This window comes from Actinoplanes couchii (genome assembly GCF_016862075.1).
Taxonomy (GTDB): domain Bacteria; phylum Actinomycetota; class Actinomycetes; order Mycobacteriales; family Micromonosporaceae; genus Actinoplanes; species Actinoplanes couchii.
This window is the reverse complement of sequence record NZ_BOMG01000032.1, coordinates 150,602-171,752: the sequence shown is the minus strand read 5'-3', so window position 1 is coordinate 171,752 and position 21,151 is coordinate 150,602. Positions and strand designations below refer to the sequence as shown.

The 21,151-nt window shown below is 70.9% G+C and carries 16 protein-coding genes; 9 read left to right on the top strand and 7 right to left on the bottom strand.

Annotated features, from left to right (window positions below; genetic code table 11):
• Window positions 1-58: 58 nt before the first annotated feature.
• The 5 genes from Aco03nite_RS10260 to Aco03nite_RS10240 all read left to right on the top strand — a co-directional run bounded on the left by Aco03nite_RS10260 (window position 59) and on the right by Aco03nite_RS10240 (window position 6,156).
• Window positions 59-610, top strand: a complete 552-nt coding sequence (locus tag Aco03nite_RS10260; protein ID WP_203794622.1) for a GNAT family N-acetyltransferase — start codon at window positions 59-61, stop codon at window positions 608-610.
• Window positions 611-707: 97 nt separating this feature from the next.
• Window positions 708-1,688, top strand: coding sequence for a class I SAM-dependent methyltransferase (locus Aco03nite_RS10255; protein ID WP_203794620.1), 981 nt, complete (start codon window positions 708-710; stop codon window positions 1,686-1,688).
• A 194-nt stretch (window positions 1,689-1,882) separates the two neighbouring features.
• A complete protein-coding gene (locus Aco03nite_RS10250; protein WP_203794618.1) occupies window positions 1,883-3,022 on the top strand; it encodes an NAD(+)/NADH kinase in 1,140 nt (379 codons plus the stop codon).
• A gap of 15 nt (window positions 3,023-3,037) precedes the next feature.
• The gene (locus Aco03nite_RS10245) at window positions 3,038-4,696 is read left to right on the top strand and encodes an NAD(P)/FAD-dependent oxidoreductase (RefSeq protein WP_203794616.1); all 1,659 of its coding nucleotides are present in this window, start codon (window positions 3,038-3,040) and stop codon (window positions 4,694-4,696) included.
• A complete protein-coding gene (locus Aco03nite_RS10240; RefSeq protein WP_203794614.1) occupies window positions 4,693-6,156 on the top strand; it encodes an ATP-binding protein in 1,464 nt (487 codons plus the stop codon). The genes Aco03nite_RS10245 and Aco03nite_RS10240 overlap by 4 nt, the downstream gene beginning before the upstream one ends.
• On the opposite strand, the gene Aco03nite_RS10235 is transcribed toward Aco03nite_RS10240, so the two are convergent.
• The 6 genes from Aco03nite_RS10235 to Aco03nite_RS10210 all read right to left on the bottom strand — a co-directional run bounded on the left by Aco03nite_RS10235 (window position 6,153) and on the right by Aco03nite_RS10210 (window position 14,980).
• A complete protein-coding gene (locus Aco03nite_RS10235) occupies window positions 6,153-6,653 on the bottom strand; it encodes a mycothiol transferase (RefSeq protein ID WP_203794706.1) in 501 nt (166 codons plus the stop codon). The genes Aco03nite_RS10240 and Aco03nite_RS10235 overlap by 4 nt on opposite strands.
• Before the next feature lie 2 nt (window positions 6,654-6,655).
• The gene (locus Aco03nite_RS10230) at window positions 6,656-7,387 is read right to left on the bottom strand and encodes a hypothetical protein (RefSeq protein ID WP_203794612.1); all 732 of its coding nucleotides are present in this window, start codon (window positions 7,385-7,387) and stop codon (window positions 6,656-6,658) included.
• Between the two features lie 56 nt (window positions 7,388-7,443).
• On the bottom strand, window positions 7,444-8,724 hold the full coding sequence (locus tag Aco03nite_RS10225; RefSeq protein WP_203794610.1) for an MFS transporter: 1,281 nt from the start codon (window positions 8,722-8,724) through the stop codon (window positions 7,444-7,446).
• Window positions 8,725-8,830: 106 nt separating this feature from the next.
• The gene (locus Aco03nite_RS10220) at window positions 8,831-10,582 is read right to left on the bottom strand and encodes a S9 family peptidase (RefSeq protein ID WP_239145042.1); all 1,752 of its coding nucleotides are present in this window, start codon (window positions 10,580-10,582) and stop codon (window positions 8,831-8,833) included.
• A gap of 41 nt (window positions 10,583-10,623) precedes the next feature.
• Entirely contained in the window at window positions 10,624-12,390 is a 1,767-nt protein-coding gene (locus tag Aco03nite_RS10215) for an N-acetylglutaminylglutamine amidotransferase (protein WP_203794607.1), read from the bottom strand.
• Between the two features lie 13 nt (window positions 12,391-12,403).
• The gene (locus Aco03nite_RS10210) at window positions 12,404-14,980 is read right to left on the bottom strand and encodes a carboxylate--amine ligase/circularly permuted type 2 ATP-grasp protein (RefSeq protein WP_203794605.1); all 2,577 of its coding nucleotides are present in this window, start codon (window positions 14,978-14,980) and stop codon (window positions 12,404-12,406) included.
• 192 nt (window positions 14,981-15,172) lie between these two features.
• Here Aco03nite_RS10210 and Aco03nite_RS10205 point away from each other — a divergent pair, with 192 nt between their 5' ends.
• The 4 genes from Aco03nite_RS10205 to Aco03nite_RS10190 all read left to right on the top strand — a co-directional run bounded on the left by Aco03nite_RS10205 (window position 15,173) and on the right by Aco03nite_RS10190 (window position 20,352).
• Window positions 15,173-16,243: an NAD-dependent epimerase/dehydratase family protein gene (locus tag Aco03nite_RS10205; protein WP_203794603.1), complete on the top strand. Its 1,071-nt coding sequence runs from the start codon at window positions 15,173-15,175 to the stop codon at window positions 16,241-16,243.
• 123 nt (window positions 16,244-16,366) lie between these two features.
• Window positions 16,367-18,508, top strand: coding sequence for a SulP family inorganic anion transporter (locus Aco03nite_RS10200; protein WP_203794601.1), 2,142 nt, complete (start codon window positions 16,367-16,369; stop codon window positions 18,506-18,508).
• Window positions 18,509-18,632: 124 nt separating this feature from the next.
• Window positions 18,633-19,115, top strand: coding sequence for a hypothetical protein (locus tag Aco03nite_RS10195; RefSeq protein WP_203794600.1), 483 nt, complete (start codon window positions 18,633-18,635; stop codon window positions 19,113-19,115).
• An 88-nt stretch (window positions 19,116-19,203) separates the two neighbouring features.
• On the top strand, window positions 19,204-20,352 hold the full coding sequence (locus Aco03nite_RS10190; RefSeq protein WP_203794598.1) for a hypothetical protein: 1,149 nt from the start codon (window positions 19,204-19,206) through the stop codon (window positions 20,350-20,352).
• Here the strand turns inward: Aco03nite_RS10190 and Aco03nite_RS10185 are convergent.
• Window positions 20,339-21,151 (bottom strand): ComEA family DNA-binding protein, encoded by an 813-nt coding sequence (locus tag Aco03nite_RS10185; protein WP_203794597.1) that lies wholly within the window; start codon window positions 21,149-21,151, stop codon window positions 20,339-20,341. The two genes, Aco03nite_RS10190 and Aco03nite_RS10185, sit on opposite strands and share 14 nt — an antisense overlap.

Genomic DNA, 21,151 nt, shown 5'->3' with positions numbered 1-21,151 from the left:
GCCTTCCGCTCGGCGACGGGTAAGGTCCAACGGCCCTATCATCGTTAGGCTCTGCTTCGTGTTCTCGATCGAGTTGACCGAAGGTGCCCAGCTCCGCCCGCTCGAACCGTGGCAGGCCGAGGAGTTCCTGGCCCACATGGACCGGGCCCGGGCGACCGTGGACCCGTGGATCCCCTGGGCCAGTGTCAGCGCCGATCTGGCGGGCGCCACCGCGACACTGCAGCGGTACGCCGACGGGCAGGCGCAGGACGGCAAGCGCCTGTTCGGGATCTGGCTGGACGGCATCCTGGTCGGCGGCACCATGTTCGTGGCCTTCGACACCAAGGTCGGCAACTGTGAGATCGGCGTCTGGCTGGAGCCGTCCGCGACCGGCCGGGGCCTGATCACCCGGGCGGTGCGGGTGCTGATCGACTGGGCGTTCACCGTGCGCGGCCTGCACCGGGCCGAGTGGCACTGCAACCCGCTCAACGTCGACAGTTCGAACGTCGCCCGGCGGCTCGGCATGACCCGGGAGGCGCTGCTCCGCGAGGCCTACCCGTGGCAGGGCCGCCGCAACGACACGGAGATCTGGGCGGTGCTCGCGTCCGAGTGGCCGGCCGAGCCACGGTAGGACTGCTCGCTTCGGGTGGTTTCCGGTGATGAAACGGGACAAAACTGCACCTGACATGATGTTGCGCACGTCACACCGACCCCGTCATGCTGGGCTCGTGCCGGAACGCATCACCGAAGTCACCGCACTGCTCGCCGAGGTCCTGGCGCCGCGTGCCCCGCTCACCGTGATCGTCGACGGCGGCGATCCGGGTGCCGCCGCCGCGTTCGCCGCCCGGCTGGCCGCCGCCTTCCCGGCCGCCGCCCGCGCCTGGAACGTCGACGCCGTCCTGGGTCTGATCGGTCCCGGCGGCGGCATGTTCGACTCCGCGCTGAACGTCCTGGAGCCGGCCACCGACCAGATCCTGGTCTTTCTCCGCGGCGGCCCCCGGCACCGGTTCGCCGAGGGCGACGGCGAGGGCCGGGCCCAGGTGGTCATCGACCACCGCGATCCGGACTGGCCGGTGATCCGCCACCTGCACCCCGACCTGGCCGACGTGGAACGCTGGTACCGGGCCGAGAGCCAGGCCTTCTTCGCCGCCCGGGCCGCCGAGTGGGACACCCGCTTCGGCGACGACATGCCCCGCTACCGCGAGGCGGTCCGCCTGGCCGGAGTCCGCCCCGGCGACGTCGTCCTGGACGTGGGCTGCGGCACCGGCCGCGCCCTGCCGGCGCTGTCCGCCGCCGTCGGGCCCGGTGGGCGGGTGCTCGGGCTGGACCTGACGCCGGACATGCTGGCCGCCGCCCGTGCGGCCGGGCGGGGTGACTGTGCCGACCTGGTGCTGGCCGACGCCCGTCGTCTGCCGATCGCCGACGGCGCCGCGGATGTGGTCTTCGCCGCCGGACTGGTCCACCACCTGCCCGATCCGGTCGCCGGCCTGCGGGAACTCGCCCGGGTGACCAGGCCCGGCGGAACCCTGGTGATCTTCCAGCCGCTCGGCCGGGCCCAGTTGGCCGCCAAGCACGGCCGGACCCTGCGCCCGGGTGAGCCGCTGAGCGCGGAACGACTCGGCCCGCTGCTGGCCGGCGCGAACTGGACGCTGACGACGTACGAGGACGTCCCCGACCGCTTCCTGGTAACAGCCACCCGGAGCGCCTGAGCCGCCCGAGTGCCGGTGACCACCGCGTCCGGCCCGGCGGTCGCCGGGCGGTCTGGAGGGGGGCGGGCCTCGCGTGGCCGCCAGGGGACTCGTGGAATTGGCGGGGACCTCCTGGAACGTACAATATGGGTGGTTTGTCGGGGTGGCTCTGACGTGGTCGCCGAAACCGGGCCCGGCATGCAAGGCTGGGATCCATGGGTATGGTCAAGGTCGTCGGGCTGGTGCTGCATCCGCGGCGGGATTGCGGGGCCGCCATCGAGGCGATCACCGGGTGGGCCGAGGCGCGTGGGGTGACCGTGCTGGGGCTGCCCGACGAGGTGAGCCGGATCAGCGGGTGCACGGCCGAGGCGGTCGAGGCGCCGGAGATGGTGGATCGGGCCGGGCTGCTGGTCAGCCTGGGTGGCGACGGCACGATGTTGCGCACGATGCGTCTGGTCGAGGGGCGGGAGACTCCGGTGCTCGGGGTCAACGTCGGCCGGCTGGGGTTCCTCGCCGAGGTGGATCTGCCGGCGCTCAACGAGGCGCTGACCGCGATCGACGAGCACGATTACAAGGTCGAGACGCGGACCGCGGTGCGCACGGTGCTGCCGGACGGGCGTGAGGTGTCCGCCTTCAACGACGTCGCGCTGGTGCGGGTGCCGGGGGAGGGGCTGGCCGCGGTCGGGATCCGGGTCGAGGGCAGCGGGTTCGTCAACTATGCCGCCGACGCGGTGATCGTCTCCACGCCGACCGGGTCGACGGCGTACAGCTTCTCGGCCGGTGGCCCGATCGTGTCGCCGAACGTGGAGGCGCTGATCGTGTCCGCGGCGGCCGCCCACTCGTCGTTCAACAGGTCCCTGGTGCTGGACACGTCCGAGCAGCTCAGCCTGGATGTGTTGCCGACCAGCGGCCGGCTGGCTATCGAGGTGGACGGGATCATCGAGGGGTATGCCACGCCCGGTTACCGGCTGGAGATCACCCCGGTGCCGGCCGCCGCGAAGGTGATCCGGTTCGGTCGCACGTCGTTCTACGAGCGGGCCCGGCGCAAGCTGCGGGTGGAGGGCAGCGCGTCGGCGGTCGCGCACGATCCGTCCGATGCGGTGGTGGTCGACAACTTCGAGCGGCAGCGTTACGAGGTGCAGCTCGGTGGTGAGGCGGTCGGCAATCTCGCCTACGTCCGGAGAGCCGGGCAGATCGAGCTGTTGAACACCGAGGTCGATCAGGCGTTCTCCGGCCGGGGGCTGGCGAGCCGCCTGGCCGCCTCGGCTCTCGCCGACGCCCGCGACCGCGACATCGAGATAAAAGCGACTTGTCCGTACATTCAGAACTATCTCCAGCGTAACCCCCAGAGCTGAAGGACGAACCAGAACATGGGCCAAGCCGCGATCCTCACGGTCGACGACGACCCGTCCGTCTCCCGGGCCATCGCCCGCGACCTGCGCCGACGCTACGCCGACAGGTACCGGATCGTCCGCGCGTCCTCCGGCGACGAAGCCCTGGAGGCGCTGCGCGAGCTGAAACTGCGCGGCGACCGGGTGGCGGTGATCCTCGCCGACTACCGGATGCCGCAGATGAACGGCATCGAGTTCCTGGAGCAGGCGATGGACCTGTTCCCGCACGCTCGCCGGGCGCTGCTGACCGCCTACGCCGACACCGACGCCGCGATCCAGGCGATCAACGTGGTCGACGTCGACCACTACCTGCTCAAGCCGTGGGATCCGCCGGAGGAGAAGCTCTATCCGGTGCTCGATGCGCTGCTCGACGCCTGGCAGGCCGGCGGCGACCAGGAACTGCCCGGCATCCGGGTGGTCGGGCACCGGTGGAGCGAACCGTCCTTCCAGATCCGGGACTTCCTGGCCCGCAACCTGGTGCCGTACAAGTATTTCGGCGCCGACGAGCCGGAGGGCCGCCGGCTGCTGGAGGCCGCCGGCTTCGGGCCGGAGTCGGTGCCGATGGTGGTGACCGCCGAGGGCCGGGCCCTGCCGCATCCGACGGTGCAGCAGGTCGCCGAGGTGGCCGGGCTCTCCACCGTTCCGGACCGGGACTTCTACGACCTGGTCATCGTCGGCGGCGGCCCGGCCGGGCTGGGCGCCGCGGTCTACGGCGGGTCGGAGGGCCTGAAGACGCTGCTGATCGAGCGGCAGGCGGTCGGCGGGCAGGCCGGCCAGAGTTCCCGGATCGAGAACTATCTGGGCTTCCCGGACGGCATCTCCGGCGCGCAGCTCACCGACCGGGCCCGGCGGCAGGCCGACAAGTTCGCGGCCGAGACGCTGACCACCCGGGAGGTCGTCGGGCTGCGGGCCGACGGTTCGGCCCGGACCCTGACGTTCGCCGACGGCGGTGAGATCTCCGCGCACGCGATCCTGCTGGCCACCGGCGTCTCCTACCGGCCGCTGCTGGCCGAGGGGGTGGCCGGGCTGACCGGCTCGGGCGTGTTCTACGGCTCGGCCGCCACCGAGGGCCCGGCCTGTTCCGGCACCGACGTCTACATCGTGGGCGGCGCCAACTCGGCCGGGCAGGCGGCGCTGTTCTTCGCGCGGTACGCCAACCGGGTCACTCTGCTGGTCCGTGGGGACTCGCTGGAGTCGTCGATGTCGTACTACCTGATCCAGCAGCTGGCCGCGGTGGCGAACATCGAGGTCCGGACCCGCTGCGAGGTGATCGGCGCGCAGGGCGACGGCCACCTGCAGGCGATCACCATCTGTGACAGCAAGGACGGCACGAAGGCCACCGTCGAGTGCGGTTACCTGTTCGTCTTCATCGGGGCCGAGCCGCGGACCGACTGGCTCGGCGAAACCCTGCTCCGCGACGACAAGGGCTTCATCCGGACCGGCACCGACCTTCTTCTGAACGGGGAGCGCCCGCGGGGATGGGATCGGGACCGGGATCCGTTCTATCTGGAGAGCAGTGTCCCCGGCATCTTCGCGGCCGGCGACGTCCGGGCCAGCTCGGTGAAACGGGTGGCCTCGGCGGTCGGTGAGGGTGCGATGGCCGTCGCGCTGGTCCACCGCTATCTGGAGGCGCAATGACCGTCGAGCCCATCGTGATCGAGCCGTGCGAGCCCGGCCGGCTCACCCCGGACGATCTGAAGACCCTGTTCCTGTTCGAGAAACTGACCGGTGAGCAGCTGACCTGGCTGGCCGAGCACGGCTGCACCATGCGGGTCGGCTCCGGTGGCCTGGTGGTGCGCGAGGGCGACCCGGCCGAGTCGTTCTTCGTGCTGCTCAGCGGCGCGGTCTCGCTGACCACCCGGGTCGGCGACGACGAGGTCACCACCAACCGCACCGACCAGCGCGGCGTCTACATGGGCGCCACCCAGGCGTACCTGCGCGACGAGGGGCTGCCGCGCAAATACATGGCGTCGATGCGGGCGCTGTCCGACGCCGAGTTCTTCGTGGTCTCCGCCGAGGACTTCGGCGGGCTGATGCGCGACTGGTTCCCGATGGCGATCCACCTGCTCGAAGGCCTCGCCCTCGGGATCCGCAACAACCAGGCGGTGATCGGCGAACGGCAGCGGCTGTCCGCCCTCGGCGCGCTCTCCGCCGGGCTGATGCACGAGCTGAACAACCCGGCCGCGGCGGCGTCCCGGGCCACCAGCGCGCTGCGCCAGCGGGTCGCCGCGATGCGGATGAAACTCGGCAAGCTCGCGGCCGGCAAGGTCGCCCCGGATCGGCTCGTCGCCCTCCTGGAACTGCAGGAGGAAGTCATCGAACGGGCCGCCAAGGCGCCGGTGATGACCGCCATGCAGGTCGCCGACCTGGAGGACGAGCTCGGCGAGTGGATGGAGGAACGGTCGATCACCGCGGGCTGGGACATCGCGCCGGTCTTCGCCCAGGGCGGCATCGACACCGACTGCCTCAGCGAGCTGGAGACCCGGCTGGCCTCCCCGGAACTGCTGGACCAGGCGATCCACTGGATCGGTTACGCCCTGGAGACCGAGCAGCTGATGAGCGACATCGAGGACGCCACCGGCCGGGTGTCCAACCTGGTGCACGCGGCGAAGCAGTACTCCCACGTGGACCGTTCCGCGCACCAGTGGATCGACGTGCACACCGGGCTGGACAGCACCCTGGTCATGCTCGGTCACAAGATCGGCGACGGGGTGCGGGTGGTCAAGGACTACGACCGCACGCTGCCCGAGATCCCGGCGCACCCGGCCGAACTCAACCAGGTGTGGACCAACATCATCGACAACGCGGTCCAGGCCATGCACGCCGCCGGGACGCTCACCATCCGCACCTACCAGGAGGACGACAAGCTCGTCGTCTCGGTCGGTGACAGCGGGCCGGGGATCACGCCCGAGGTGCGCAAACGCATCTTCGAGCCGTTCTTCACCACCAAGCCGGTGGGCGAGGGCACCGGGCTGGGCCTCGACATCTCCTACCGCATCGTGGTCAACACGCACGGCGGCGACATCGAGGTCCACTCCCAGCCGGGCGACACCCGGTTCCTGATCCGGCTGCCCTTCACCGCACCCGCGTCCTTCTAGAGAAGTCCGCGCAGATAGGCCGCCTGTCCGGCGTGCTGGGCGTCGTCGTCCAGCACGCTGACCAGGCGCACCCCGAGGGTCACCGGCGGATCCCAGTCGCGGTCGACGATCCGGTCCAGGTCGGCGGCGGTCAGGGTGCCGACCCATTTGCCGGTACGGTCGTGCACCGCGCCGTAGTACTCCACCAGGGTCTGCCAGCTCGCCGGCGCCACAGCCGCGACCTGTTCGGGGGTGTGCCCATACCCGGTGTCGTCCGGATCGGTGGTCAACCCGAACCGCGGGCCCCAGTCGCCGGTCACGTAGATCTGCTCGCCGCCGATCACCCCGGTCAGGTGGTGGTCCTGCACCCGGGTCAGGTGCCAGACCAGCCAGCCGATCGAGTTGGCGCCCGGTTTCGGCGCCCAGCGCAGCTGTTCCGGGGTGAGGTCGCGGACCGCTGCCTCGATGGTCTCCGGCAGACGGCCGTAACCGTCGATCAGGATGTCGCTGACGTCCATGCTCACTCGCTCTCCTGGCTCACTGCCCCGGTGGCGTCCTCGGTCTGCTCCTGATCCTGCTCCGGGACACCGGTCTCCAGCGGCTCCTCCGCCGGAGTGGTCACGGCCGGTTCGGTGGGTGCCGGGCTGGGCTCGGTGGTGGCCGGGACACCTGTCTCGGCGGTCTCCGGGGCCTCGGTCGGCTCGGTCTTCTGCTCGGCCGGAGACTCGGACGGCGTCACAGCCGGCGCCTTCTCGTCGTTGCTGTTCTCGCTGGCCCGGTCGAACACGATGGTGGGGCTGCCGGTCTCGCGGCCGCTCGTCACGTCGGCCGCCGAGCGCCCGGCGAACAGTTCGGCAGTGGTCAGCACACCCATGCCGAGCACGAAGAACGCGCCGGTGATCAGGGCGACCCGCTTCCAATGGATGTTGTCCCACTGGAAGTGCCGCCCGGGCTTCTCCTCGGCCGCGGCCTCCACCTTCTCCTCGGCTGCCGCCTCCACCGATGGGGTGCCCACCGCGGCGGGGGCGATCACGAACGCCGACTGGAGCCGTTTGGTGCCGTGGTTGATCGACCGGTGGTAGACCTCCGTGCCGATCGAACTGATCAAGCTCGCCAGCGCGGCCCCGATGATGGTGCCGGCGACTCCCAGGAAGGAGCCCAGCACGGCTGCCGAGACGGCCGCGAGAGTGCCGGCGACGGTCTTGGGAACGTCGATTCCGGACCAGAAACGGCCCGCTGCCTGCTCAGACATATCCTCCTGATTCCCTGCGTCAGTGAGCCCTCGTTCAACGGCTCTCGATGCGTGGACTAGGAAGCCTTTACCTCGTGGGCCGGTGCTAAACCCGCCGATTCGGCCGCGACGTGCCGCCGGGTCTGGCCCCGGGTGCGCAGGATCCCCACCACCCCGGCCGCGGCCACCACGAACTGCACCGACATCGCGATCCGGAAGTCGTCGATGTGATAGTCGTTACCGCCGCCGGTGCGGTAGTCCAGGATCAGGCCGATCAGCATGATGGTGACCAGGGACGCGGTGAAGCCGCCCACGTTCACCACCCCGGTCGCGGTGCCCAGCCGGCTCGGCGGGTTGAAGCTGCGCGCGAAGTCGAAACCGATCATCGACGCCGGGCCGCCCAGCCCGATCGCCACCACCAGTGCCACCAACAGCCACAGCGGGGCCCGGCCCGGCCAGGCGATCACCGCCGCCCAGGCGGTCATGTTGATCGCCACGATGCCGAGGACCATCCAGGACCGGCGCAGCGGGTGCCGCTGGGTCAGCAGCCCCAGGATCGGCCCGGCGGTCATGCCGGTGAGCACGAAGACGGTCAGCAGGACACCGGCCGTGCTGCGGCTCAGGCCCTCCCCGGCGACCAGGAACGGCACACCCCACATCAGGGCGAAGACGGTGCCGGTGAACTGGGTGGTGAAGTGCGCCCACAGCCCCAGACGGGTGCCCGGGTGCCGCCACGAACTGCCCAGGTCGGTGCCGAGCCGCTGCCAGCTCATCGCGTCGCCGCTGTTGATCCGGCGCTCCGGGGTGTCCCGCAGCGCGGCGAACGCCACGATCGCGACGAGGACCCCGGCGGCCGCGGTGCCGAGGAACGCGGGTGTCCAGCCCGGCCCGGCCAGCACGATGGCCAGCGGCACCGCGGACAGCACCTGCCCGAGCTGCCCGACGATCCCGGTCACCTGGCTGAGCAGCGGCACCTGCCGGGACGGGAACCAGAACGGCACCAGGCGCAGCACGCTGATGAACGTCATCGCGTCGCCGGCGCCGACCAGCACCCGGGCCGCGATCGCCCCGCCCATGCCGTCGGTGAACGCCATCAGCGTCTGCCCGGCCACCATCACCAGGGCGCCGGAGACCACCAGCCGCATCGACCCGAACCGGTCGAGCAGCAGCCCGACCGGGATCTGCAGCGCGGCGTAGACCAGCAGCTGCAGCACCGCGAACGAGGCCAGAGCACCCGCACCGACCCCGAAGCGCTCCTGGGCGTCGAGCCCGGCCACCCCGATCGAACTGCGGTGCAGCACGGCGACGATGTAGGCGGCCAGACCGGCAGACCACACCGCCCAGGGACGCAGGCGCATGAGGTGCCTTCCGCTGGAGTCAGTAATGTGCGACTCCTACATTTCTCCTCACCAGCGGCCACCGGCAACGTGCGCCTGCTCACTGCACCCCTGCTGACCTGCTATTTCACTCCCGGGTGTGTCCCAGCCCGCACAGGTGGGTCTCCAGCCAGGCGAGGGTCTCCCGCAGGAACGTCGCGCGGGCGGTGCGGTGCAGCAGCTCGTGGCCCTCGCCCGGGAAGAGCAGGTAGCGGTGCGGGTGGTCCCGGGCGGCGAGGGCCTCCACCACCCGGGTCGCCTCGATCACCGGCACGTTGCTGTCGTTCTCGCCGTGCACCACCAGCAGGGGCGCCCGCAGCCGGTCGATCCGGTGGATCGGGGACAGGTCGCGGAGCAGGTCGGCGTCGTGGTCCGGGTGGCCGTACTTGCTGACCGCGGCGGCCGCGATCCACGGCTCGGTGTGCTGGTAGAACGTGGCGAAGTCGGACATGCCGCAGATGTCGACGCCGACGTCGAACAGGTCCGGGTGCCAGGTCAGCGCGGCCAGCGTGAGGTAACCGCCGTAGGAGCGGCCCATCACCCCGATCCGCCCGGCGATCCCGGTCGACCGAAGGTGATCAGCGCAGGTCCGGACGTCCTCGATCGCGCCGTACCGCAGCGCCACGTTGTCGGCGTCGACGAACGAGCGCCCGAACCCGGACGAGCCGCGCACGTTGGCGGCGAAGACGGCGATGCCCCGGTCCACCAGGGACTGGAAGAGCGGGCCGTGACCGGGGCGCTCCTGGGCCTCCGGGCCGCCGTGCAGCCACACCACCGCCGGGTGCGGGCCGGGCCCGGCCGGGGCGAACAGCCAGCCGGTCAGGGTGAGCCCGTCGTGCGCCGGGAACGACAGCAGCCGGGGCCGGACCGCGCCGGCCGCCGCGGGTTCCGCGGACACCGCGCGGATCTGACCGGATTCGCACACCCAGACACCGTGTGGCTGCCCCGGGCCCTCGGCCGTGAAACCCAGCACCGACCCGTCGAAACTCCAGGTCAGCTCGCCGACGACGAGGCCGGGCAGCGGGGTGACCGGGTGCGGGGCGCGATCGCCGTCGTGGTCCAGGCCGATCAGCGCGACCTCGGACTCGCCGCCCCGGACGTTCCACACCACCGCGGCGGTACGCCCGTCCGCGGTGATCGTGAAGTCCTCGACCTCACCACCGGAGGCCAGCACCTCGACCGCGTCCCCGGTGATCCGCAGCAGGACCGGGAACTCGCCGTCCTGGCTGAGCGCGTAGACACAACCGCCGCCGGGACTGAACACCGCGCGCTCGCCCCGGGTCACCGGCTTCTCGGCGCCGGTGGCCACGTCCCGCAGGACGATCGAACGCGCGCCCCGGGGCCCGTACCGCAGCAGCGCGGAGCGCCCGGCCGGGTCGACGTCCAACAGTGAGAGGAGCGGCCCCTCCGCGACCACCGTCCGGTCCCCGGTCGTCACGTCGATCAGGACGGCGCTGGTCAGGTTCTCGGTGAGGGCCAGCACCGGCCGGCCGGGCAGCCACCGCATGTTGTCCGCGGTGTCGGCGCCGAACCCGGCGACCCGGTGCAGGTCGGAGCCGTCCGGCCGGACCAGCCAGATCTCCTGCCGGGGCGCGCCGCCGGGGGCGATCTGGCAGGCCAGCCAGCCACCCCCGGAGGACCAGCGGACCGCGGACACCGGTTCCGGGCCGGTGTCGACGCGGAAGGCCAGCTCGCTGCCGACCGGTTGCACCCAGACGGCCGGTGAGCCGCCGCGGTCGGAGACGTACGCCATGTGCCGCCCGTCCGGGGACAGGCTCGGCGACCAGTTGCCGGCTATCTCCGACTCGATGCGGCTGAACCCCGCGGGGAGCACGGTCACGTCGACACGATGGAGCTGACCTTCCACAAGGATCCCTTCGTCTACAACTGCTGCAACCACATCTCCAGCAGCGCGATCTGCCACAACTGGTTGGCACCGAGGGTGGTGCGCGGGGTGTTCGGGTCGGCGAGGAGGGCCTCGACGTACTCCGGGCGGAACAGGGCCCGGTCCCGGGCGGCCGGCGCGTGCAGGGTGTCCCGCACCAGGTCCAGCATCGGGCCTTCGAGGTGCCGGATCCCGGGAACCGGGAAGTATCCCTTCGGCCGGTCGATCACCTCGTCGGGCACCAGCCCGCGGGCCGCCTCCTTGAGCACCCCCTTGCCGTCGTGGGCCAGTTTCAGGTCCGGCGGGCACGTCGCGGCGAGTTCCACCAACTCGTGATCCAGGAACGGTACGCGCGCCTCCAGCCCCCACGCCATAGTCATGTTGTCGACCCGTTTGACCGGATCGTCGACGAGCATCACCCGGGAGTCCAGCCGCAGTGCCGCGTCGACCGCGGTGTCCGCTCCGGGCCGGCCGAAACTCGCCGCCACGAACTCGCTGCTGACGTCACCGTCGGGCAGCCACTGCGGGTTGAGCTGCCCGGTCAGCACGTCGTGCGGCCGGTCGAAGAACTCCCTCGCGTACGCCGCGGCGGCCCGTTCGCGGGGAACCCCGGCGAGCGGCGGGTACCAGCTGTAACCGGCGAAGATCTCGTCCGCGCCCTGGCCGGTCTGCACCACCTTGACGTGTTCCGCCACATCCTCGCTGAGCAGGTTGAACGCGATGCAGTCGTGGCTGACCATCGGCTCGCTCATCGCGGCGACGGTGCGGGCCACCGCGGGCAGGAACCGGTCCTGACCGATCATGATCTGGTGGTGCCGGGTGCCGAACTTCCTGGCGATCAGATCCGAGTAGAAGAACTCGTCCCCGCTCTCCCCGCCGCCGGACTCGAACCCGATGCTGAACGTGGTCAGCCCGCTCTGCCCGCGCTCGGCCAGCATCGCCACGATCAGGCTGGAGTCCAGCCCGCCGGAGAGCAGCACACCGACCGGCACGTCGGCGACCATCCGCCGGTCGACGGCCTGGCGCAGCTTCTCCCGTACCGCCGCGGTCCAGTCCTTCTCGTTCGTGACACCGGGCCGGGTGAACGTCGCCTCCCAGTAGACCCGCTCGGTCGACGTGCCGTCGGCCCGGACGACCCGGACCGTGGCCGGCGGCAGTTTGCGCACCCCGGACAGGATGGTCCGCGGCGCCGGCACCACCGAGTGGAACGTCATGTAGTGGTGCAGCGCCACCTTGTCGATGGTGGTGTCCACCCCACCGGCCGCGAGCAGAGCCGGCAGCGTCGACGCGAACCGCAGCCGCCCCGGCGACTCGGCCAGGTAGAGCGGTTTGATCCCGAGCCGGTCCCGGGCCAGCACGACGGTGCCGGTGTCGTGCTCGGCGACCGCGAAGGCGAACATCCCGAGGAACCGGTTCACGCAGTCGGTGCCCCAGCGGTGGTACGCCTTGAGGATGACCTCGGTGTCCGACGTCGACGTGAACCGGTAACCGGCCGCCTCCAGCTCGGCGCGCAACTCCCGGTAGTTGTAGACGCAGCCGTTGAAGACCACGGTCAGCCGGAGTTCGGCGTCGGTCATCGGCTGGGCGCCGGCCTCCGACAGATCGATGATCTTCAGGCGACGGTGGCCGAAGACGATCCGGCCACCGTCCCACAACCCGTCACCGTCCGGTCCCCGCGACGCGAGACGAGGCAGCATCCGTTCCACTGAGGAAGCATCCGCTCGCCGGTCGCCGTGACAGATCTCGCCGGCGATCCCGCACATGTAAAACCTCCCGTTATCCGAGCAACCAGGTGTCCTTCGAGCCGCCGCCCCGTGAGGAGTTGACGATCATGCTGCCGGCCGGGGCGACCCGGGTCAGCGCGGCCGGGGCGACCACCGACTCGGTGCCGGTGAAGACGAACGCCCGCAGGTCCACGTGCCGTGGGGCGAGCCGGTGGCCGTCGAAGACCGGATGGGTCGACAGGTTCACCACCTCCTGCGCCACCCAGCGGTGCGGCGTGGTCCGGATCTGCCGGCGCAGCGCCTCCAGCTCGTCGCGGCTGGCGTGCGGGCCGATCACGATCCGGTCGCCGCCGTAGCCGTCGACCGGCTTGCAGACCAGCTCGCCGAGGCGGCTCAACACTTCGGCCCGCTGCTCCGGGATCCCGCACAGGTAGGTGCGGACGTCGGCCAGCAGCGGCTTCTCGTTCAGGTAGTACTCGATCAGGCGGGGGACGTAGGCGTAGACCGCCTTGTCGTCGGCGATGCCGTTGCCCAGCGCGTTGGCCAGCACCACGGTGTCCGCGTGCAGGGCCGCCACCAGGCTCGGGCCCAGCGGCATGCCGTCCGCGCCCGGCGAGTGCACCAGGCTGTCCTCGCCCATCCGCAGGTAGATCACGTCGACCCGGTGCCGGTGGCCGTCCCGCAGGCGCCACACCCGGCCCTCGTCGACGAACAGTTCGGTGCTGCGGACGACGGGCACCTCCATCGCCTCGGCCAGCATCTTGTGCTCGAACCAGGCCGAGTCGTCCGGACCCTGGCTCAGCACCACCAGCGCCGGGTCGTCACCGGCCGCCGGGCCGGCCGCCTCCAGCAGCGCCCTCTTCAGCAGTTTCGGCGTCTCCTCGACCGAGATCAGGCCGGCCGGGCGGGGCAGCTCGGGCAGGACGCTCCAGGTGAGACGGCGGTTCTGCATGGCGTACGCGATCCCGGACGGCACCCGCAGGTTGTCCTCCAGGACGCACCACTTGCCGTCGCCGTCCCTGACGAGGTCAACACCTGCCACTTGGGTACGAATACAGGCCCGGCTGATCAGCGCCCCGCTGGCCCGGAGTTCGGGCGAGCCGTCGATCACCCATTCCGGGATGATCCCGTCGGCCACCACCTGGCGGTCGCCGTAGACGTCACCGAGGAACGCGTTGAGTGCCCGTACCCGCTGGACCAGGCCTTTGCGCAGTTCGCTCCAGTCTTTTCCGGGCACGACGCGGGGCACCAGGTCGAACGGGAACAGTCGGGTCGCCGCCTCACCGGCGACGCTGAACGTGATGCCCCGCGCCCGCTGCTCGTCGTCCTTCGCGTCCTCGCGCTGCCGCAGCCCGGTCGCGCCGAGCGAGGTCAGAACCGGAAGGATGCCGGTGTACGCCGGATCCACCCGCCCCTCGGGGAAGGCCTCGTCCCCGTCGGCGGAGTACGCCTCGATCAGCGCCGGCGCGGGCACCCCGGCCGGGTCGGTCTCGATCACACCGCCCCGGGTCTCCGCCACCAGCATGTCCACCACGTCGGAGAGCCGGCCCCGGCGGCCCAGCGCACGCCGTTGCCGGGCCGCCGAACTGCCCCGGCTCAGCGCCCGCAGCGTCAGGTCGAAGACCTGGTCCCAGTCGCCGAGTTCCTCCAGGTACGGCCGGAGCTCACCGACCAGGCGCTCGACCGCGACGGCGGCCGGCACCGGAACCGGCGAGCGCGGCAGGTCGAGCAGGTCACCCTCCATCCCGGACCGGGCGGCCCGCCACATCGCGGCCCGGTGCAGCGGCGGGCGGGACCGGGGCAGGGCGAGCCCGGACCGGTGCTCACCCCGGGCCCGCAGCACCAGGGCCCGGAAGATCCCGGCGAGCAGCACCACCGTCTCGGTGTCCGGGCTGGCGTCGGTGACCCGCAGCTCCACCGTGGGCACGTGCGCGGACGGCCGGACGTCGAAGTAGACCATCTTCGGGTCGCTGATCGTCCCGGACGAGATCAGGTCGCTGACCAGGGCGTCGTATTCCTCGGCCGAGTGCAGCGGGCCGCTGTCGCCGGCGGTCGGCCAGCGGGTCCAGACCAGCGAGCGGACGCTGGCGTACCCGGAGTCCTCACCCATCCAGTAGGGCGAGCTGGTGGAGAGGGCCAGCAGCACCGGCAGGACCGGCGCGACCCGCTGCGCCACCGACACCGCCTCGTCCCGGTCCGGCAGCCCGACGTGCACCTGGGTGCCACAGATCAGCTGCTCCTTGACCAGCATCTGGTACTCGTGCAGCATCCGCTGGTAGCGCGAGGTCGGGGTGACCGGCAGCGCGTCCAGGTCGACCAGCGGGACGGTGCCGGCCGCGACCAGGCCCAGCCCGAGCGACTCGGCCACCCGGATCGCCTCGCGCCGGCGCCCGGCCACGCCCTCGCGCAGATCGTCGAGTGTGGCGGCGACCGGGGTGTTCGTCTCCACCACCGATCGGTGCAGCTCCGCGGAGAAGTGCGCCGCGTCCAGGCGGTCCAGGATCTCCGGGGCGCGCGGTACGAGTTCCCGCGTGCCGAGATCCACGACGTGCAGTTCCTCCTCCACGCCGAGGGTCAGCGCGGAACCCTGCGGGCTCCGGTGCTGTTCTGCCTGAAGTGACTCCGTCATCGAGACCGCCCTTGCAACTGGTCAGCAATCCGGTGTTTTGGTCGGAGCTTCCCCATCGGATGTAGCGAACCCGTGACGTGCCCATTTCGTGCCACTGTCAAGCATGACGATCACGACACAGCCGCCCGGACGGTCAGACTGCACCAGCTCACCGGTACTCTCGCCCGGTGACGCCCGAAACCGGAGGTCCTAATGAGTAGCGTCGTCGTAATCACCGGTTCGGCCGGTCTGATCGGCTCGGAGGCGGTCCGCCACTTCGCCGGGCTGGGCATGGACGTGGTCGGTGTCGACAACGACATGCGTGGCTACTTCTTCGGTGCCGACGGGTCCACCCAGTGGAACCTGCAGCGCCTGGTCAAAGAGGTCGGCGACCGGTACACGCACCACAGCATCGACATCCGGGACCGGGACGGTCTGGACAAGCTCTTCACCGGCCTGGGGTCGAACGTCGGCCTGGTGATCCACGCCGCCGCGCAGCCGAGCCACGACTGGGCCGCCCGCGAGCCGTTCACCGATTTCGACGTCAACGCGGTCGGCACGATCAACATGCTGGAGGCGACCCGCCGGCACGCGATCGAGGCGCCGTTCATCTTCACCTCGACCAACAAGGTCTACGGCGACACCCCGAACTCGTTGCCGCTGGTCGAGCAGGAGACCCGCTGGGAGCTGCCCGAGGACCACCAGTACTACGGCGGCATCGACGAGACGATGACGATCGACAGCAGCATGCACTCGGTCTTCGGCGCCTCGAAGGTGGCGGCCGACATCATGGTCCAGGAGTACGGGCGGTACTTCGGCATGCCGACCGCGGTGTTCCGGGGTGGCACGCTGACCGGTCCGGGTCACTCGGCGGCGGAGTTGCACGGCTTCCTGGCGTACGTGATGCGCTGCGTGATGGAGCAACGGACGTACCGGATCTTCGGGTACAAGGGGAAGATGGTGCGCGACGCCATCCACTCGCACGACCTGATCACCGCGTTCGGGGCCTTCCACAAGGCGCCGCGGGTGGCCGAGGTCTACAACATGGGTGGCGGCCGGTTCTCGAACTGCTCGCACATCGAGGCGTTCAAGATCGCCGAAGAGATCACCGGGCTCGAGGCGCGCACCGAGTACGTCGAGGAGAACCGGGCCGGCGACCACCAGTGGTGGATCAGCGGAACCCGGCGATTCGAGGAGCACTTCCCGGATTGGAAGCTGACGTACGACGTACCGGCGATCCTTCGGGAGATCTACGAGGCCAACCAGGAGATGTGGAAGGCCTGACCCGCCTTTTCCTCTGATTGCGCGGTCGTGCGGCATTCTGCCGCGCGACCGCCTTTTTTGTGCCTCAACGGTAAGGAGTGGTTACGTAATGACCCGTTAACTCGCTTCAGGTAAATTACCGACATGTCCGACTTGACGCAGTTTTTGCGCCGGGACTTGCCGGCGTCCATCGTCGTGTTCCTGATCGCCATCCCGTTGTCGCTCGGCATCGCCGCGGCATCGGGAGCGCCCTTACTCGCGGGCCTCGTCGCCGCCGTCGTCGGCGGCATCGTGGCGGGTGCCCTCGGCGGAGCCCCGCTACAGGTCAGCGGGCCCGCTGCCGGTCTCACCGTGATCGTCGCGGGGACCGTCGCCGACTTCGGTTTCGCCGGCACGGCGGCCATCGTCGCCGTCGCCGGCCTGGTCCAGATCGCCCTCGGCGTGTCCCGGCTCGGCCGGGCCGCCCTAGCCCTCTCACCAGCCGTCGTGCACGGCATGCTCGCCGGGATCGGGCTGGTCATCGCACTCAGCCAGGTCCACGTGATGCTCGGCGGAGCGCCACAGAGCTCCGCCTGGCGCAACATGCTCGACCTGCCCGGCCAGATCGCCGGCCATCACAGCGTGACCACCCTGCTCGGCCTCGGCACGGTCGCCATCCTGATCTTCTGGCCCCGCCTGGTCAAGGCCTCCCTGCTACCCGCCGCCCTGGTCGCGGTGGTGTCGATGACGGCGCTGGCCACGGCCATCGGCGCCGACGTCACCCGGGTCCAGTTGCCCGACGAACCGCTCGCCGAGCTGATCCGGCCCACCTGGCCGGACGCGCCGATGCGCGAGATCACCGTCGCGGTGCTGACCATCGCGATCGTCGCCAGCGTCGAATCGCTGCTCTCCGCCGTCGCGGTCGACAAGCTCCACGACGGCCCGCGCGCCAACCTGAACCGGGAACTCATCGGTCAGGGCGCCGCCAACACGGTGTCCGGCATGCTCGGTGGCCTACCGGTCACCGGCGTGATCGTGCGCAGTTCCACCAACGTCGCCGCCGGCGCGCGCACCCGCGGCTCGGCGATCCTGCACGGCGTCTGGATCGCGGCGTTCGTGCTGCTCTTCGCCGGTCTGATGGAGACCATCCCGATGGGGGTGCTGGCCGCCGTCCTGATCGTGGTCGGTCTGCGCCTGATCAGCCTGGCGCAGATCCGCACCTACACCCGGCACCGGGAACTGCCCACCTACGTGGTCACCGCGGCCGGAGTCGTCCTCACCGACCTGCTCACCGGCGTCGCCCTCGGCATGATCACCGCGGCGATCATGATCCTCTGGCGGCTCACCCGCTCCGAGATCCGCCTGGTCGAACAGGCGCCCGGCGACTGGCTGGTCACCATCAGCGGCACCCTGTCGTTCGTCGAATCGGCCCGGCTCAGCAAGGAGCTCGGCAACCTGCCGCCCGGGGCACACGTCGAGGTCGAACTGCACCTCGACTACCTCGACCACGGCGCCTTCGAGACGATCAAGGACTGGAAGTCCGGGTACGAACGGACCGGCGGCTCGGTCCGGATCCGGGAGGTCCACGACTCCTGGTTCCACCAGGCCACCGCCGGACGGCTCGGCGACGGCAAACGCACCCCGCGGCTGATCGGCTCGTGGTCCCGCTGGCAGAACATGGACCAGCAGGCCCGCGGCGCGATGGAGGCGGGCATCGCCGAGTTCGAACGCTCGGTCGCCCCGCTGGTCCGCCCGGAGCTGGCCGACCTGGCCCGCGACGGCCAGCGCCCGCAACAGCTCTTCATCACCTGCGCCGACTCCCGGCTGGTCCCCAACATGATCACCGCGAGTGGGCCGGGCGACCTGTTCTGCGTCCGCAACATCGGCAACATCGTCCCGCCGTACGGCGCCGGCGACACGTCCGTCGGCGCGGCCATCGAATACGCCGTCGACGTCCTCGGCATCGACCGGATCACCGTCTGCGGCCACTCCGGCTGCGGCGCGGTCCGGGCCCTGATGAACGACGCCGCCGGATCCACCGGCTCGTCTCTGGGCCCGTCGCTCACCGGATGGCTCGCCCAGTCCGGGGTCCGGTTCGGCGACCTCGGCGACGAGGAACGCTGCTGCACCGACAACGTCTACCAGCAGCTGATCAACCTGCGCACCTATCCGACGGTGCGGGCCGCGGAGGCGGCCGGCCGTCTCCGCCTGAGCGGCATGTTCTTCGACCTGACCGAGGCCCGGATGTACGCGGTCGACCCGATCCGCGGTGAGGCCCACCCGATCTCCGCCAAGTCCGCGGTCTGACCACCGTTGCCCGGCGCCCTTCCCGGGGTGCCGGGCACTTCTCTGTCCAGGCCCGCCCGTTCGCGGGCGGCGGGCACCTCTTCGGTCCATCGACCGGCGTCACCACCGTCGATAACCTGCAGAGATGAGACTGCGCCCGCTTCCGGTCGGCGCGACGCCCAGGCTCCAGCTGGCGCATCGGACCGCCGCCGACGGCACCTACGATCTGTACCCGATCACCGGGCACCGCCCCGAAGTCGGCATCGTCGACACCTCGGCGACCTGCGGCACCTGCGGCGAATCCGTTCCGCTCCGCCTCTCCAGCGCCGAGTGGGTCCGCGCCCGGCGGCATCATCAGCTCCTGGTGGGCGTGACCGTCTACCTGACCGCGGTGGCCGCCGGAGCCCTGTTCCTGACCCAGGACGTCCGCTACGACTGGGGCGGCGTGCCCGGCGTCCTCGGCTGCCTGGTGGCCGTGCTGGTCCTGATCGGAGCGGGTTCGTACTTCTCCGAGTCCAGAGAGGAGGACGGCGTGGTGAGCCTGGATCCGGCCCACACCCTCCGAGAGCCCGGAGACCGCCACGACTACGCGGACTCCGACGGCGGCAACTACGAGGCAGGCCTGTGACGGTCGGCCGGGGCCGCGGCGTGGCCGGTTTTTCACATCACCTCTATGATCCGGTCATGATCTCGAGAATCGAGCACCACCACACCCGGTGACCGCGCCGGCCGGTGCCCCGGGCACCCTCCACGCCTTCGCCCTGCGCCTGTTCCCGCACGACCCCGACTCGCCGGGTTCCCCCGCCTGCCCCGTCTCTCCCCACGATCCGGATGCGCACTGCGCCCTGATCCAGGAGTACCGGCGGGTCCATCGCTGCCGGACCCGTGGCCCGGACGCCCGGCACCAGCAGGGGATGGCCGCGGCCGCCGTGCTGGAACACCATTTCGCCCGGCCGGACAACCGTCCCGAGGACCTGCTCGACGCTTTCCACGACGTGGCGGTACCCAGCCGCCACAACCCGCACCTGGCCGCCGCGATCCAGCGCACGGACCCCGACCGGGCCCGCCACGCCGGCCGCTGGCTGCTCCGCAACAGCACCCACGAATGCGCGGCCCGCATCGGCCTGGCGCTGCTGTCCGAGAACCATCACCCCGACGACATCCCCCTGATCCGGACGCTCGGTCTGCTGGGCGACAGCCTCGCCCCGCTCGTCGCGTTCGCCCTCGGCCGCCGGCGGGAGGCCGTCGAGCCGCTGATCTGGCTGGCCGACCGGAGCGGCGGCTGGAGTCGTGTCTACTACGTCGAGGCTCTCTGCGAGCGTCCTAGCCGGGCCCGGCACTGGCTGTTGAGGAACGCCTGCGACGGCGACCACCTCAACGGTTATTTCGCCGGTACGGTCGCCACCCTTGCCCATCTGCACGAGGCGATCACGGCCGCCGATCCGGACGAGGCGCTTGTCGATCACACCGGGCGGTTGCTGACCGTGATGACGTTCGCCGGTGGGATGGGGACCGGGTTGACCGGGTATCCGCCGGCCCGGGCGGTTCTCGCCGCCTACGCACGGCATCTCGGGCGGAAGGCGCCGACTCTCGATCGGTGGATGCGGGCCGCCTACCTCGGTGAGTTCCTGCTGGGGTGCCCGCCGGAGGAGATCGGGTGCACCGTCGGCGAGCGGGACCGGCTGATCCGGCGGTTCCGGGTGATCCTGGCCCGGCGGTCGTGGCGGGACGCGGTCCGGGAGCGGGCCGCGCCCTCGGACGGGCCGCATCTGTGGCACGCCGCCCGTGTTCTGGCCCGGATGCGGGAGCACGACCGCCGCTGGTATCAGGACCAGCAGGTCAGCGGCGTCCTCAGCGCGGGATGAAGATCAGCCGGTCACGGAACGTCGCCAGTTTCTCCGGGGTCAGGTTGTCGCAGTAGAGGATCAGTTCGTCCGGGGTGGACAGCCCGTTCTGCAGCTCCCGCGCGGCCACGATCTGGTCGGCCAGTGGACGGTCGATGTGCAGGTGGCGGGCCAGATGGTCGGCCGGCACGTGGTTGACGTCGACCAGGCCTCCGTCGTCGTACTGGCGGCCGGGTTTGTCGGGTCGTCCGATCATCAGCTCGGCGGCCATCGACGGCTGGGCGGCCTGGAGTTTGCGAGCTTCCTCACGGCGGCCGGCCCGCCACTGGGCGCGCGCGAGCGCCGGGTCGACGCCGGGCTGGTGCCAGGGCGGCGGGGGCGGCGGGTAGTGGGACAGCGGGGGCGGCGCGGACCGCTGCGGTGGGTAGCGGACCTGTCCGGTACGAGGGCTCGCCGTGCCGTACACCCGCGGTTGGGGGTGGCGCATCAGGTGTTCGTTGCGGACCCGCGCGCCGAGGAAGGCGACGTGCACCGTCCCGATGATCCAGACGATCATGTACGCGATGCTGACCACGGCTGTCGCGGCGCTGTCCGGGCCGTCACCGGTCGCCGCGGAGAGCCCGCAGTTGACCAGGATCGCCGCGAAGTAGCCGCCGGCGAGCATCCCGTGCAGCTGGGACCGCAGTTTGATCGCACCGGTCAGCACCATCGGCGCGGTGCCCAGGCCACAGGTCAGCAGTGGGACGAGGAACCACCACCAGGTGACCGGCGGTTCCGGCTGCCGCTGCCATCCGGCACCGGTACGCGGATCGGGCTGCAT